The sequence below is a fragment of the Pseudomonas chlororaphis subsp. piscium genome, assembly GCF_003850345.1.
Taxonomy (GTDB): Bacteria; Pseudomonadota; Gammaproteobacteria; order Pseudomonadales; family Pseudomonadaceae; genus Aquipseudomonas; species Aquipseudomonas piscium.
Map to the genome: position 1 here is coordinate 4,161,818 of NZ_CP027707.1, position 14,368 is coordinate 4,176,185.

The window sequence follows — 14,368 nt, forward strand, 5'->3', positions numbered from 1 at the left end:
GGCCCTCATCGAAGAAGAGGCGCCATCCCGGTAGCGCCAGCGGTTTTGTGCCAGCAATTGGCATGCCCCGCGTTCAGGCTCGACTCCAGGCAGAACACCGAGTACAGCGAAAAGTCATAAGACGCCCTCTTGCCAAACCAGAATACCCAACTAATGTTCCCCCCAATCAATCCATACCTGAACACACCGGCTTGTGAGTCGACAACCATCTCCCACAAGCCTCGATACAACGCCATTTAACCTAGACACCGACCAGGGAGTTTCGGAACCCTCATGGAAGAAACCCTTATCCTGGTGGATCAGGATGATCGCCCGACGGGCTTTGCGGAGAAACTCTTGGTCCATCAAAAGGGGCTCTTGCACCGGGCATTCTCGATTTTCATCTTTGATCAACAGGGCCGTTTGCTGTTGCAGCAGCGAGCACTCACCAAGTACCACTCTCAAGGTTTATGGACCAATACCTGCTGCGGCCATCCCCGCCAAGGCGAGGAAACCTGCAGCGCCGCCAAACGCCGGTTACGTGAGGAAATGGGCATAGAGTGCGAGCTCCACGCCGTGGCGCATCTGCTCTATCGCGAGCAGGTTTCCAATCAATTGATCGAACATGAATATGACCATGTGTTTGCCGGTATCTATTCCCAAGACCCGATCGCCAATCCCGATGAGGCCCAGGCCTGGCAATGGCTGAGCCTGGCCGAACTGTCACAGCGCATCAGCGTTGCCCCAGAGACGTTCAGTGTCTGGTTTCGCAAGATCTTCGAGCGTCACGCAATCGCCGGCCTGCAAGATTGGCAGGCCCAGGCGCAGGCAAGCTCTTCTAGTCATGGATGAGAGCATCCGTACGACAGACCGAATGGATACTGGAGCAACAACTCCCCTCCCCTGATACCAGGCCTCCTGCGCCATGCATCAAGAGTTCCCGCTCATTCGAAACGGGCCTATATGGGCACAATCCACCTGCCGTTTTCTTACACCTGTATAAGGTGCCTCAGGCCTGTTTTGCCTCCGCGCAAGGCAGCGCTATATGAAAGGCTGTTTTGCCATTTGACGACGTGCACCATATCTTGCCGTCATGCGCTTCGATGATCGATCGGGTGATCGATAAACCCAGCCCGGCGTTGCTTGGGCTTCCTTCTCGTCGCGCCGAATCGACGCGATAAAATCGATCGAACAGCTTTTCAAGGTGCTCGGGTGCGATGGGCTCGCCAGGGTTCTCCACCACGACCGATATTGAAGTTCCTTTCTGTTGGATATCGACACGAATGCACTTCCCTTCCGGGGTGTAGCGAAGCGCATTCGAGAGCAGATTGGAGATGGCCCTGTGGAGCATGAGGACGTCGCCTCGGACACTGCCGCGCCCTGAAACCTCAAGGTCGATCCCTCGCTCATCCGCCAGCAGGCGGTAGTACTCCAGTAGTTTCTCTACGACCTCTACCAGGTCTATCGATTTGTTTTCGTGCGTGATCAGGCCATTGTCGGACTTCGCCAGGAAAAGCATGTCATCGATCATCCGCCCCATGCGTTTCAAGTCATCAAGATTGGAGTGCAGATTGTCTTCGTAGTCCTCGATATTCCTTTTTCGGGAAAGCACCACTTCGGTGTGAGTCATCAAATTGCTGACGGGGGTTCGCAGTTCGTGAGCGATGTCCGCGGAGAAGTTCGACAGACGAACGAACGCGTCGTCCAACCTGGATAACATTGCATTGAACGACAACACCATCTGCTGCAGCTCTTTGGGAACGGGCGCCAGTGGAATACGCTCCTGGAGCGATTTAGCCGACATTGAAGCCGCGACCTGGGTGACTTGGCGAATAGGTCGCAGGCCACTGCTCGCGACCATCCAGCCCAGTGCCGCACTGACCAGCGCGCTGATCATCAGCCCCATCCAGAACCAGCGTTCAAGCATCTCAAAGAACGACATGTGCTGGGTAACATCGAAGATCACCATTATGGTCAATGGTTTGTCCTGCCCCGTCACCCTGGCTTGTGCCGTCACTCCACGGTACATCTGCCCTTGATCTCGCCACTCCCAGAGGTTGTTGTTCGAGGCCCTGCGAAATGCCTGCGGCACCTCGACCCAAGCTGGCTCGGCAAACAGTAGCCTGCCGTCACCGTCGATGATCAGGGCGATCAAATCACGGTGCTCCCCCAGCAGCACCTTCAACTCGGGCTTGATATCGCTGAATTGATCCAGGCTGTTCAACCCAGTCAGGATTCTTTGGGTCGATTGAAGTTTTTCGTTCAATGCCTGCTGATCCAGCATCTTGAAGTGGTGCCGGCTGAGGTTGTTAAAACTGAGTCCGGCGACGGTGAGCACAGCCGTTACAGCGAGCATGAACATCAGGCTCATACGGGTAGTCAGGGACATTCGCTTCACTCCGATTCCGGGTCAGGCACATCGAGCCGGTAACCCATCCCCCTGGAGGTATGGATCAGCTTGACCTCGAAGTCGTCATCGATCTTTGCCCTCAGTCGCCTGATCGCGACCTCGATAACGTTGGTGTCGCTGTCGAAATTCATGTCCCAGACCTGGGAAGCGATAAGCGACTTGGGCAGCACCTCGCCTCGACGACGGAGCAAAAACTCAAGCAACGCAAACTCTTTGGCGGTCAGGTCTATGCGCTTGCCTCCCCGAATCGCCCGGCGCTTGAGCAGGTCTACTTCCATATCGGCCAGTTGCAAATACGTTTGCGAGGGAGTGCCGCTACCACGGCGCAACAATGTCCTGACGCGAGCCAGCAGTTCAGAAAATACAAAGGGCTTGATCAGGTAATCGTCCGCTCCGAGTTCAAGCCCTTTCACTCGATCCTCGACCCGGTCCCGCGCCGAGAGAAAGAGCACCGGAACATCTTTTTTCCCGGAGGCGCGGACCCGCTGAAGGACTTCCCAGCCGTCCAGACCGGGCATCATGACGTCGAGAATCAGCAGGTCATAGGCTTCGCTCAACGCGTACTGAAGCGCCTCGGTGCCATTGGTAAAACGATCGACATTGAACCCCGCCTCGATGAGTCCTTGCTGCAAATAGATACCTAGCTTGGGTTCGTCTTCCGCAACGAGAAGTCTCATGAGGGTGGCTCTCAAATAAATTGTGAGGCCGAGTCTGCAACGAAACACTTCCACCAACCAGCAACTGACATAAAAGTAACGCTGGCTTCAGGTTGGTGTCAGCGGGGGCTGTCTAGTGTTCAGACACGAGCACTTCCCAGTGCTCGACCGACTCTTCAGCAGAAGACCTGAGGGGAGCCGGAAACCCATTCCATAAGGAGCCGCCCCCATGAATCGCCTGAAAATCCTGGTCCTTGTGAGCTCGATACTGGTTTCGGCCTCCGCGCTGGCTGAAGGTGGCGGAGACCGGGTCTTCGAGCGCATGGAACGCCTGCGCGACAAGGCCACAGCCGTATTGATCCAGGCTGAAAAAGCGCCCGACAAGAAGCAGCGCCATGTACATATGGCCGAACATATGAAAATGCTCGGTGAAATCATGAGCCAGCTCCATCAGGATCATCCAAGCCCGTCGATGTCACCTGAAGAGCACCTCGCCTGGATGGAAAAGCACGACAAAATCGTCGATGACGTTTTGAGCCAAATGCAACGGGAGCACAAACTGATGCTGTCCGAAGACCATCAGTGACCCACAGGTTTGCAGCGAACTTCTTGACGCGTTTCGCGGAGCACGGCGTCATCTGGCCGCCGTGTTTTCCTGGCTCCGTCAACGAGCAGTTTCGCGTCTTCAGCATGGCTCAGTGTTCCCCTCTTAACTCTCGAGGCCACCATGAAAGCTAAGCTCGTTACCCCAGGCATCGCAGCGGTCACCCTGCTCTTCGGCGCTACGACCATGGGCAGCGCAGGGCATGGCAAAGCGGACATCGGCCAGCCTGGAGTCGCCTCTGAAGTGACCCGCACGGTGGACGTGGAGATGGGCGATATCTTCTTCAAGCCCAAAAGCATCGACGTAAAGCCTGGTGAAACCCTTCGATTCATTCTTCGCAATGAGGGTTCGCTGGTGCACGAATTTAATATCGACCAAGCCGCAGCCCATGCGGCACACCAGGCTGCCTATGCAGCACGCCAGAAAGAAAAGGCGAGCCTGTTCCAGAGCGGGGCGCGGGCTCCCACCAGTGCCGGGAAGATGACTAACGACATGGGCCACAGCGCCCCGAACAGCGTGCTGATCGAGCCAGGCGCGACCAAGGAGCTGATCTGGACCTTCAACACCAGCACCGGGCTTCAATTTGCCTGCAACAGGCCAGGTCATTACCAGTTTGGAATGGTGGGGCAATTCGACCTGAAGTAAGCCTGAGCCGCCGGCCAAAACCGCATCGACGCCAGGGTTGGCCGGGCTCCGCCTGCGAGATCAAGACAACTCAATCACACACCGGGGTTCAGATCTTGAATAACCATCAGCATCCGGTTCGAAGCACCACCTCGCCCTTCTGGAAGCGCAAGACAGGCGTTGTACTGATCATGCTCATTGCGATCGCTGCTTTCTATGGGGTGCGGGAGCATTTCAGCCACCTTTATCCGTATTGGCCCTATCTCATTCTGTTGATCTGTCCATTGATGCACTTTTTTGCCCATGGGCATGGCGGACATAGCCATGGCGATCAGGCGAAAACCAACAAGGACACAAACGGGAAATAGTCATGCCCACTACACCGAGCCAGCACCACCACCGTCACGCCCATGCTGCCCCGCCCCATGACGATCATCCTCGTGACCCGGTGTGCGGCATGACGGTCACGCCTCCCAGCCGATTCGGCGAGTCTTATCAGGGACAGACGTATCAATTTTGCAGCCGGAAATGCCAAGAGAAGTTTCGCGCAGATCCTGAACGTTATGGCGGCAATCACGTCACGGCCACTGAGCCTGCGGTACCAGCAGGCGCTGAGTTCACCTGCCCCATGCACCCGGAAATACGCCAGCCCGGGCCCGGCAACTGCCCTAAATGCGGCATGACATTGGAACCGGTCATGCCGGCGCTCGATGAAGATGAAAACCCCGAACTCCGGGATTTCACCCGCCGCTTCTGGTGGACGCTGCCATTGACCCTGATAGTGACCGTGCTTGCCATGGCGGGACACTCGCTGGAGATCTTCCACTCTCACCCGATCAGCAGCTCGATCCAGAACTGGATCGAGCTGGTCCTGGCGACACCGGTGACCCTATGGGCAGGCTGGCCCTTTTTTGTGAGGGGCGTGGCATCCGTCAGGGATCGCAGTCCAAACATGTGGACCCTGATTGGCCTGGGTACCGCCGCGGCCTATCTTTACAGCGTCGCGGCAACGCTGTTTCCCCAAGGCTTTCCCGCCATCTTCATGCAAGACGGACGCATCGGCGTCTACTTCGAAGCCGCCGCGGTCATCATCTCGCTCACCTTGCTTGGGCAGATGCTTGAACTCAAGGCCCGATCGCAAACCTCCGCCGCCATCAAGTCCCTGCTCGGCCTGTCTCCCAAGACCGCACGCAGGATCAACGCCGATGGCCAGGAGGAAGACATTCCTCTGTCCCATGTGCACCCAGGAGACCACCTGCGGGTCAGGCCCGGTGAGAAGGTGCCGGTCGATGGCTCGGTACTGGAGGGTGAAAGTGCGGTGGATGAGTCCATGCTCACGGGCGAGCCGGTGCCGGTCATGAAAAGAGCGGGAGACCGCTTGATCGGCGCCACGCTCAATACCCATGGCAGCCTGGTAATGGAGGCGCAGAAGGTCGGTGCCGAGACCATGCTGTCACAGATCGTACAGATGGTCGCCCGGGCCCAGCGCTCCAAAGCCCCCATGCAACGAATGGCCGATTCGATTGCCGGCTACTTCGTGATGGCCGTCATTGCGATTGCCGTGCTGACATTCCTAGGCTGGGGACTCTTCGGCCCGGAGCCCGGTTGGGTCTTTGGCCTTATCAACGCGGTCGCCGTGTTGATCATCGCTTGCCCCTGCGCGCTGGGTCTCGCAACGCCCATGTCGATCATGGCTTCGACGGGTAAAGCCGCCAGCATGGGGGTGTTGTTCAGAGATGCCAGCGCCATTGAAAACCTGTGCAAGATCGACACCCTGATTGTCGATAAGACAGGGACTCTGACAGAGGGGCGGCCGGTGTTCCACAGCGTGGAGGCCACGGCCGATTTCAGCCCCCAGGCTGTTCTGCAACTGGCCGCGAGCCTTGACCAGGGCAGCGAACATCCCCTGGCTCATGCCATAGTCAATCACGCCCGCGCCGAGAACATTGCGCTCACCAAGCCTGAATCCTTCGAGTCCGGCTCAGGTATCGGGGTCAGTGGCCTGGTAGATGGCAAGAAGCTCCAGCTGGGCAACACCGCGTTGATGGAGGCCGCAGGGGTGAGCACCAAGCCCCTGCAAGAGCGCGCGGAGCTGTTGCGCCTTGAAGGCATCAGCATCATCTACCTCGCAGTTGACGGGGTATTGGCAGGGCTGCTGGCGGTGTCGGATCCCGTCAAGCCGACCTCCAAAGAAGCCGTCACCAGGCTCAGGGCCGATGACATCAACATCATCATGGCGACTGGAGATGGCCTCACCACCGCTCGGGCTGTCGCCAGGGAAATGGGGATTGCAGAGGTTCACGGTGAGGTGAAACCTCAAGACAAGGAACGTCTGGTCGCGGACCTTCAGCAATACGGCCGGAAGGTCGCCATGGCGGGTGATGGCATCAACGACGCGCCGGCCCTGGCGCGAGCGGATGTGGGCATCGCCATGGGCACAGGGACTGACGTTGCCATGAACAGCGCACAACTCACGCTGGTCAAAGGCGACCTGATGGGGATTCTACGAGCACGGGCGCTTTCGGTTGCCACAGTAAAAAACATGCGGCAAAACCTGGGTTTCGCCTTTCTCTATAACTCGCTGGGCATCCCCCTGGCTGCAGGCCTGCTCTACCCACTGACGGGACACCTCCTGTCGCCGATGATCGCTGCGCTCGCCATGAGCGTCAGCTCCGCGTCTGTGGTTTTCAACGCATTGAGGCTGAGGAACAGCCGAATCGACTGAGCGTCACGGACAGGTCGGAGCCCCTGTGCAGGGGCTCCCCTTGGTTCACCCTCGGCGAGCACCGAAGCAGCCGCGTCGGCCCAATCACCGCCAGCAAGCCCATGGGCGACTAATCACCTCGCAGCGCCCTGAGCAAACCTTTGAATGCTCCATTCAACCTGGTAAAAGCGGCCTCGAAACCCATTTTATTTTCTGTGTACTTTGCGATCTCGACCTGCTGATCGACAGTGTTTTGATCAAGGGCAGGTTGATTCGGTGTGCGGTAAAGCAAGGCACCTGCGTAACTGTCACTGGCTGATTCTTTTCCGGCAATGTGCTTTGCATGTGTTGTTTTGAAAGCGAAGGGAACAGCAAGACTTTCTTTTGTCTGGCTGGCAAGCACGGCAGAAAAATCCAGGTCCCGGGCCTTGAAGTTCGGCGTATCGGCGTTTGCGATATTGTTACTCAGTAACTCAGCTCTTTGGCTACGGTAAATCAATGCTCTTTCTGCGGAGCCAAGCGCTTTCTCGAAGTTAATACTCACACTCAATCACCTTCAGTAGCACGGCTATTTCCCGTCTGAAACTCATGTTCGGCAAATAGCGGCATGGGATATTGGGAGGTCACGGCTTTACGGGTTGAATGGTTGATCAAACGGGGTTAGCGCGTATCCGCTTCATGCCTTGGGCAGCTCAGATAAGCGATGGTCATGGGGATTTGCGCAGGACATAAACACGCCACATCTGCAGCAACGGCACATGGTCGATATGTTGTTGGACCGAAAAGCCGGCTTGGGCGAACTCGGCCTCTATCTCTTTGACCGGCATGACAAATCGATTCTGATAGGCCCGTCTGGATCGAGTCGCTTCGGTCCGTTTTCGCCGCAGGGCCTTCAAGTTGCCATCGACCCAGAGCGAAATAATCACACTGTCACGAGTGACCCGATGGAACTCCTTGAGCAAGGCCAAACGATTCGTTCGATCACCAATGTGGTGCAACAATCGCATCGAGAAAATGCTGTCCACCGCGTTGTCAGGAAGATCGATGGCAAAGGCCGAGGTGTACAGCAGGCGCACACGTTTGATGACATCCAGGGGTTGGGCATTCCAAGCCACCGTCAACATATCGGCAGAGCTATCCGCCGCGATGATTTTACGCCCCGCCTGTTCCGCCAGTAGCGGCCAGAACCGCCCCGCCCCACAAGGCAGGTCAAGCACACTGTCGGGCTCATCGGCCAATAAAAGAGCCTTGCGAGCAACCTGCATGTCACGCCAGTTGGAGACTCTTCGAACGAATCCTGCCTGATGTTTGCGCAAGTAGCGCTCAGCCTGTTCACGGTCATACTTGCAAGAGAATTCAAGGTCAGCCATAGGGCACCTATCTCATTATAATTCTATGTATTTTCCAGGCAGCGCTAACACGGCATTGAAGTTCAAGCGCGAACGCAACAGCTGCAAAACAGACACTTACAGATTCACAACCCGCACATTGATCGGGTTGATTTCTATGTATTTCCAGAGATTTGCCTTATTGAAAGGGTCGTTCAAAGAGAACGCCCTTACTTGCTCAAGGCTTTGCGCACGCATCACAAAAAAACTCCCCACCAGGGTGACGCCATCTGCGGCAAACAACTGGCTGGACATCAGCGTACATACCGAGGCGTCCCAGTAAGCTCGATGTTCAGTAAAACACGGTTCTGCGAAGGCGTTGGGAAGGTGTTCAGCAAAACAATGAACCGCATACAACATGAGCCCCTCCCGATAAGCGCCCAGGTATAACCTATGAAGTTGCTTTGATATCAGCTGAAGCGCAGCACTTCATGAGTGCGTACTGCAAGACCAGCCTGAGACCGCTCGAATCATCTGACTAACGCCTTCGAACTAGCCTCCGTCCTGGCAGTAAGTCCCCCAAACCTTGTATTCCAAGGTGTTGAGCTTGCCAGCCGAGTCTTCATAGGTCATGCGCGCAGGCGCGACACTGCAGGTTTTGTTGGCTTGAGTGATACTCACCACCTTCTGAATATCCAGGTTCATTCCATATTTGTAATGAACGATTTCAGGATTGGCCTTGCCATTCTTCAAGGCGTATTGCTCCATCGCCCGTTGGTTCTCTTGCATCATCCGGCCATAAACGCGGTCACTGCCTCCTTCGGCCATGACCAAAGAAGACAGGGTCAAGATAGAAACGGCGAAAGATACTTTTAATACTTTCATGGTTTTCTCCTGGCACTTGCAGAATCTTGGCTAGAGAGTAACCAGCGATGCCTTTCAGAAAGCTGCCGCGAATATTACTTATAGGTAAGGCCACGCCTATGCATCCTGAATGCAGATCCTGGATGTCTGGTTTTGGGCGGGCTGCATTGCATGTATCAGACAAGCGTCAGGACGACGCTCGAATCTTTTGCCGATTCGGGCAACGCCCTCGCGAGAAATCCCGCGAAGGCGTTGCCTTTCAGCAAAGGTGACAGGCCAGGGCTCTAGAACTGGTATTGCGCACGCATGACCATACCGCTGCCGGTGTCATCACCCACGGCATTGCTGATGTTGTCGGTACGTGCCTTGACGTAGTTGGCGCTGAGTTTCAACGCCTCGTTGGCGTACCAGTTGACCCCTAGGGTATGGGCCTTGCCCTCGGTATCGCCGACCTGGCGGGTGGCGGTGCTGACGACCACATTGTCATCCTCGACCTTGATCGAGTCGTAGCGGTAGAACAGCTCCCAGGCGCCCCACTGTTTGTTCTGCGGCTTGATCGTATCGAACCGGGCACCGTCCAGCCTGTAGATCCGCGGCTCCCCGGTCAGGGTATAGGCCAGTTGCGCGTAATAACCCGAGGCCTTGATGTCGCTTTGCGCCGCGTCGGCCTTGAGCGTCCGGCGCAGATATTCGCCCTGGACGGAAAAAGCGTCCATGGCCCAGGCGCCCTCGACGCCCCAGACCGAGTCGTCCGCCCACAAACCCTGCTGCGCCGTAGTGCCACCAAATACCGCGCGATTGCCATTGCTACCGGCGTTGTTGCCGCCGTTGGTCTCCACCCCGCGCATGCCCATGCGCGAACGGATACGGGTATCGACGGCGCTGTCCTTGAGGTCGCGATAAGCGAACTGGGCACCGAGGTGCAGCACATTGCCGGACTCATGCAGCGGCGCGAACACGCCCCGCAGATTGTAACGCTTGACGCTGTCGCCATCGGTGTCGTTGTTGTTCTCGCTGTACACACTGCCGGACAGATAGGCCATGCCCCCCACCACAGCGTTAGCCTGTAGCCCCATGCCGTTGTTGTCGTTGACCCACTCCGCCAGGTCATAGGACAAATTGCGTTCCATGGCAGTGACCCACTTGGAACTGTTGGCCCTTTCCATGCCGAAGTCGGTGTAGAAGCGCCCCACTTTCAGGTTCAGCGGATTGAAGCCGGTATAAGTCAGGTTGCCCTCATCGAAGTAACCCGTGCTGTCGTTGCCCACGTTACGGGAAAAATCGTAGTTGACCTGATACTTCCAGTCCCGGTAGAGCGTGCCGCCCCACTCCAGGTAGGCTCGACGAAAGTACGCGGCATCGGCGGTGTTACCGTTCTTGGTGTAGTAACCGTCAAAGGTCCCGTAGTCCATCTGTACCCGACCGCCTAACTTGAAACTGAACTCCTTGTCAGTGGTTGCCAGCTCCAGACCGCCCTTGGTCTTCAGTACAATGTCGGCCCCATCAGTGGTCACGGTGCCGGCCTGGACCGTCGCTGACAGCGATGCGCCGATCAGACTCCAGGCAATACTGTTCCCCAACCCCATATAGAGCTTTTTAATAAACATTCGAGACTCCCGATTTGGCTTTTAGTGTGGCGGCAACCTGTAACAAACAAATTCAATAACTGAATCAGGTTGACCCTGGGCGATCCTGGGAATCTCACATGACACTTTTTGTTTATTAAAAAGATATTTCAATGACAACTAAGCAGACGCAATATTGTTCTTCCTCGCCCCCTTGGAAACACCTGCATCTCACAAAAAAAACGCCTTGCCGTTACCCGGCACCGATATGTCAGAAACATTGCACTTTTAAAAAAGTTCGAACAGGCACTGAAAGCGCCCCCCTGGCATCGTCGCCGAAAAATGCTCTCCCAGGTCGACTCAAAACCACTCCTGCCGATCGTTGAATGTCTGGCGAATCAGCGCCACGAGCGCCTGGACTTCCCCCCGCTTGGCCGACTGCGCATGGGTGCTCAGCCAGGCGCTGCGCTCCATCTTCTGTTGGAACAGCTCGGGGAGCGCGACCAGGTTGTTATCGAGGGCGGTGATGTAGGCAGGCAGTACACCGACACAGGCACCGCGCCTGATCAGTTCCAGGGCCAGCTCATGGCTGGGCACCTGCGCCACTCCCGCGGGTCGCTGGCGGACCATCCGGTTCCAGGGTTCGAGTGCCGCCACGCTCTGGTACTCACGGACCTGTACCAGCAGGTAATCATCCAGATGCCTGGCCTGGCTGGGTAATGCCGCCTCTCGCGAATAACGCTTGGCGACGCAGGCCTGATAGCCGATCCGGGCCAGGACGACGGGCGTGGTGGTCGCGAACCCGGGGTCGGGTCGCGGGCTTCCCGGCTCGGCGAGCCAGAGCATGATGTCGACCGGACGCCCCGGATCGCAGGGGCTGGAAGAAACATCCAGGTCCAGGCGCACAGCAGCGTTACGCCGCAGGAATGCCAGCAGATCACGCAGGACCAGGTCATGCAGCAAGGCGTCTGCCACTGCCAGGCGCACCACGGGCACAGGCGCGCGGCTGGCCTTGGGCAAGGACTCATCGAGCTGCGCCGACAACGACGCCTGCAGCCTCTGCCCCTTGAGGGTCAGGCTCAGGATGTTTTGCCGGTAGACGAACAGTGGACCGCCGAGGCGTTCCTCCAGCTGTCGCAGCTGCCTGCGCAACACCGTCGGACTGATATTCAGGCTGCGTGCAGCCTGCTTGAAACACGCACAGCGAGCACTGGTCAGGAAATACTCGGCCACATGCCGGTCAATCAATGCAGTCTCCAATGCTCGCGATTCATCGCACATAGGCTGCACATTCAGCTGCCGTTGGTACGGCATTCCCCGAGCACCTTGTACTCGATGGTGATGAGCTTGCCCGCCGAGTCCTCATAGGTCATGCGCGAAGGCACGACATTGCAGGACTTGATCGGCGGGGTGACGTTGACCACCTTCTTGATGTCCAGCTCCGTCTCGTAGGTGTAGTTCTTGACGACCGGCGCCTCCTTGCCCTGTTTCGCCGCATAGGCCGCCATGGCCCGCTCGTTCGCCTGCATGGCACGCTCGAAAGTGCGGTCGCCGCCGCCTTCGGCCATGGCCAGGGACGACAGGGAAAGTACCAGGGCGGCCATACTCAATTTAAATAACTTCATGACTGCTTCCTCGTTCCGGTTAGTTATGCCGAGGATAATCAGCCGCCGCTGTCAGGAAGATCACGTGCAAATTACTTATATGTAATGAACCTCAAGTCGCCTCTTTCCCAAGTGCAAAACCCATACAAAACAAGACTTCCAGCCGCCACGAAAAACAAATTCCAACCTTCAACCTTACTGATTTGTAATAACCGGGTCATCTCAGCGTTATCTGTTGTTTGCAACTATCGGCCTTGACTCCAGCCGTTAACCAGACGGTTCGCGAGTACAACTAACAAGAACGCCTCAGGCGACATCAGCTGATAGCTGCCCATATCCAGGAGCAAACAACATGCGCATTCAAACCCGTTGGTCCCTGTCCGTGTTTTCCGCGGTACTGGGGCTCGGCCCATTGGCCGTGAACGCGGCGCAGGAGCAGCCCGAAGGTTTTATCGAAGGCAGCAGCCTCGACGTGCTGGCCCGCAACTTTTACTTCAATCGCGACGATCGCAAGGGCCAGTCCAGCCCCTCCGGCAACAGCTATTCGGAAGCCTGGACCCAGGGATTGATCGGCAAGTTCGAATCCGGCTTCACCCAGGGCAGCGTCGGTTTCGGCCTCGATGCCTTTGCCATGTACGGCCTCAAGCTCGACTCCGGCCGCGGCCGCAGCGGTGGTGGCGGATCCTTCGGCGTATTGCCGGAAGACAGCGACAACACGCCCGTTGGCAACTACAGCAAGATCGGCGGCGCGGCGAAAATGCGCCTGCTCGATACGGTGATCAAGGTCGGCGACGTCTTCCCGAAAACCCCGGTGGTGCACTACGGCGACTCGCGCTTACTGCCGGAAAGCTTTCGCGGAGCCATCTTCGAGAACACCAGCATCGACGGCCTGAGCCTGCAGGGCGGACGCCTGCACAGCATGAGCCAGCCCGACAGCAGTAGCCTGCGCGATGGCTTTGCCACCTTCTATGCCGGCAAGGTCGACTCGCCCTGGGTCGCCTACTTCGGCGGCGACTACAGCCTGAACAAGCACCTCAGCTTCAGCCTCTACAGCAGCCGCCTGAAGGACGCCTGGGACCAGTACTACTTCGGCACCGCGGCCACCTGGCCGATCTCGGACCAGCTCTCGCTGTTCGCCGGGTTCAACTATTACAAGGCGGTGGACGAGGGCAAGAAACTGCTCGGCGAATTGAACAACAACATCTGGAGCGCCAAGGTCGGCGCCACTTACGGCGCCCACACCCTGTCGCTGTCGCACCAACGCAACAACGGCGACGACGACTTCGATTACCTGCGCCAGTCGGATTCGATCTTTCTCGACAACTCGATCCAGTACAACGACTTCAACTCGCCGAAGGAACGCTCGTGGATGGTCCGCTACGACCTCGACATGCAGCCCCTGGGCATCCCCGGCCTGTCGTTCATGACCCGCTACGGCAAAGGCAGCAACGCCAATTACAGCAATGCCAACGAGGTGTACATGCGCCGCGACGCGGACGGCAATCCGCTGACCGACCAGCGCCGCTGGGAGCGTGATATCGAAGCCAAGTACGTGGTGCAGAGCGGCAGCCTCAAGGACCTGTCGCTGCGCATCCGCCAGGCGACCATACGCTCCAGCAGCTTCGAGTCGGACCTGGAGGAGTTTCGCCTGATCGTCGAATACCCGCTGAGCATTCTTTAAGCCCGCGCCGGGCGGGTGCGAGGCCCGCCCGACGCTAAGACGCTTATGCTCACATCAGCGAGCCAGACGACCCCATGGAGCAGTCAAATACCCACGCCATATCGTGCTCTATCGCGTGGCAAACGACAGTGTGATCGAGATCTTCAAGCTCCCCCATAACGCCATGGAGGTGCAGTTGCACTCCTCCCTTCGATACCGGTGATTCACTTGTCACTCGAGGAACTCCGGATCGGTGGGTACAACGTATAGGTATCTATAGGACGAAGACCGCTTAATGCCCCCGACTCAATCTCACACTGGTTTCGGTCTCGTCCCCAGAAGTCAGATTTACGGGGGCTGTCAGCAGCTC

General features: G+C 57.3%; 15 protein-coding genes. 6 read left to right on the top strand and 9 right to left on the bottom strand.

The window, feature by feature from the left end; all coding sequences use genetic code 11:
* The first annotated feature begins 273 nt into the window (after positions 1–273).
* Positions 274–831, top strand: a complete 558-nt coding sequence (idi, locus tag C4K38_RS18915) for an isopentenyl-diphosphate Delta-isomerase (RefSeq protein WP_053279729.1) — start codon at positions 274–276, stop codon at positions 829–831.
* Between the two features lie 157 nt (positions 832–988).
* Here the strand turns inward: idi and C4K38_RS18920 are convergent, their stop codons facing one another.
* Together C4K38_RS18920 and C4K38_RS18925 are read right to left on the bottom strand one after the other, a co-directional pair.
* Positions 989–2,377, bottom strand: coding sequence for a heavy metal sensor histidine kinase (locus tag C4K38_RS18920; protein ID WP_053279730.1), 1,389 nt, complete (start codon positions 2,375–2,377; stop codon positions 989–991).
* Positions 2,374–3,066: a heavy metal response regulator transcription factor gene (locus tag C4K38_RS18925; protein WP_053279731.1), complete on the bottom strand. Its 693-nt coding sequence runs from the start codon at positions 3,064–3,066 to the stop codon at positions 2,374–2,376. Before C4K38_RS18925 ends, C4K38_RS18920 begins: the two co-directional genes overlap by 4 nt.
* Before the next feature lie 208 nt (positions 3,067–3,274).
* On the opposite strand from C4K38_RS18925, the gene C4K38_RS18930 reads away from it, so the two are divergent.
* The 4 genes from C4K38_RS18930 (at position 3,275) to C4K38_RS18945 (ending at position 6,998) form a co-directional block, all read left to right on the top strand.
* Positions 3,275–3,631, top strand: a complete 357-nt coding sequence (locus C4K38_RS18930) for a co-regulatory protein PtrA N-terminal domain-containing protein (protein ID WP_053279732.1) — start codon at positions 3,275–3,277, stop codon at positions 3,629–3,631.
* A gap of 141 nt (positions 3,632–3,772) precedes the next feature.
* Complete coding sequence (locus C4K38_RS18935) at positions 3,773–4,294, top strand: cupredoxin domain-containing protein (RefSeq protein ID WP_053279733.1); 522 nt, start codon at positions 3,773–3,775, stop codon at positions 4,292–4,294.
* Positions 4,295–4,389: 95 nt separating this feature from the next.
* On the top strand, positions 4,390–4,641 hold the full coding sequence (locus tag C4K38_RS18940; protein WP_081001541.1) for a DUF2933 domain-containing protein: 252 nt from the start codon (positions 4,390–4,392) through the stop codon (positions 4,639–4,641).
* 2 nt (positions 4,642–4,643) lie between these two features.
* A complete protein-coding gene (locus C4K38_RS18945) occupies positions 4,644–6,998 on the top strand; it encodes a heavy metal translocating P-type ATPase (protein WP_081001542.1) in 2,355 nt (784 codons plus the stop codon).
* Between the two features lie 109 nt (positions 6,999–7,107).
* On the opposite strand, the gene flgB is transcribed toward C4K38_RS18945, so the two are convergent.
* The 7 genes from flgB to C4K38_RS18980 form a co-directional block, all read right to left on the bottom strand.
* Positions 7,108–7,521, bottom strand: a complete 414-nt coding sequence (gene flgB / locus C4K38_RS18950) for a flagellar basal body rod protein FlgB (protein WP_053279741.1) — start codon at positions 7,519–7,521, stop codon at positions 7,108–7,110.
* Between the two features lie 163 nt (positions 7,522–7,684).
* Entirely contained in the window at positions 7,685–8,347 is a 663-nt protein-coding gene (locus C4K38_RS18955) for a class I SAM-dependent methyltransferase (RefSeq protein WP_053279736.1), read from the bottom strand.
* A 96-nt stretch (positions 8,348–8,443) separates the two neighbouring features.
* Positions 8,444–8,725, bottom strand: coding sequence for a YciI family protein (locus tag C4K38_RS18960; RefSeq protein WP_053279737.1), 282 nt, complete (start codon positions 8,723–8,725; stop codon positions 8,444–8,446).
* A gap of 132 nt (positions 8,726–8,857) precedes the next feature.
* Complete coding sequence (locus C4K38_RS18965) at positions 8,858–9,190, bottom strand: DUF2790 domain-containing protein (RefSeq protein WP_053279738.1); 333 nt, start codon at positions 9,188–9,190, stop codon at positions 8,858–8,860.
* Positions 9,191–9,453: 263 nt separating this feature from the next.
* Positions 9,454–10,776 carry an OprO/OprP family phosphate-selective porin gene (locus C4K38_RS18970; protein WP_124345302.1) on the bottom strand — a complete coding sequence of 441 codons (1,323 nt, stop codon included), beginning with the start codon at positions 10,774–10,776 and terminating at the stop codon, positions 9,454–9,456.
* 318 nt (positions 10,777–11,094) lie between these two features.
* Positions 11,095–11,982, bottom strand: a complete 888-nt coding sequence (locus C4K38_RS18975; RefSeq protein ID WP_164485767.1) for a LysR family transcriptional regulator — start codon at positions 11,980–11,982, stop codon at positions 11,095–11,097.
* 44 nt (positions 11,983–12,026) lie between these two features.
* Positions 12,027–12,359, bottom strand: a complete 333-nt coding sequence (locus C4K38_RS18980; RefSeq protein ID WP_025810157.1) for a DUF2790 domain-containing protein — start codon at positions 12,357–12,359, stop codon at positions 12,027–12,029.
* A 331-nt stretch (positions 12,360–12,690) separates the two neighbouring features.
* On the opposite strand from C4K38_RS18980, the gene C4K38_RS18985 reads away from it, so the two are divergent.
* Positions 12,691–14,019, top strand: coding sequence for an OprD family porin (locus C4K38_RS18985; protein WP_053279739.1), 1,329 nt, complete (start codon positions 12,691–12,693; stop codon positions 14,017–14,019).
* Positions 14,020–14,368 lie beyond the last annotated feature (349 nt).

Coding starts and splice junctions, on each gene's coding strand:
- idi (WP_053279729.1), top strand. CDS start 274: ATGGAAGAAACCCTTATCCTGGTGGATCAGGATGATCGCCCGACGGGC.
- C4K38_RS18925 (WP_053279731.1), bottom strand. CDS start 3,066: ATGAGACTTCTCGTTGCGGAAGACGAACCCAAGCTAGGTATCTATTTG.
- C4K38_RS18930 (WP_053279732.1), top strand. CDS start 3,275: ATGAATCGCCTGAAAATCCTGGTCCTTGTGAGCTCGATACTGGTTTCG.
- C4K38_RS18935 (WP_053279733.1), top strand. CDS start 3,773: ATGAAAGCTAAGCTCGTTACCCCAGGCATCGCAGCGGTCACCCTGCTC.
- C4K38_RS18945 (WP_081001542.1), top strand. CDS start 4,644: ATGCCCACTACACCGAGCCAGCACCACCACCGTCACGCCCATGCTGCC.
- C4K38_RS18955 (WP_053279736.1), bottom strand. CDS start 8,347: ATGGCTGACCTTGAATTCTCTTGCAAGTATGACCGTGAACAGGCTGAG.
- C4K38_RS18960 (WP_053279737.1), bottom strand. CDS start 8,725: ATGTTGTATGCGGTTCATTGTTTTGCTGAACACCTTCCCAACGCCTTC.
- C4K38_RS18965 (WP_053279738.1), bottom strand. CDS start 9,190: ATGAAAGTATTAAAAGTATCTTTCGCCGTTTCTATCTTGACCCTGTCT.
- C4K38_RS18970 (WP_124345302.1), bottom strand. CDS start 10,776: ATGTTTATTAAAAAGCTCTATATGGGGTTGGGGAACAGTATTGCCTGG.
- C4K38_RS18980 (WP_025810157.1), bottom strand. CDS start 12,359: ATGAAGTTATTTAAATTGAGTATGGCCGCCCTGGTACTTTCCCTGTCG.
- C4K38_RS18985 (WP_053279739.1), top strand. CDS start 12,691: ATGCGCATTCAAACCCGTTGGTCCCTGTCCGTGTTTTCCGCGGTACTG.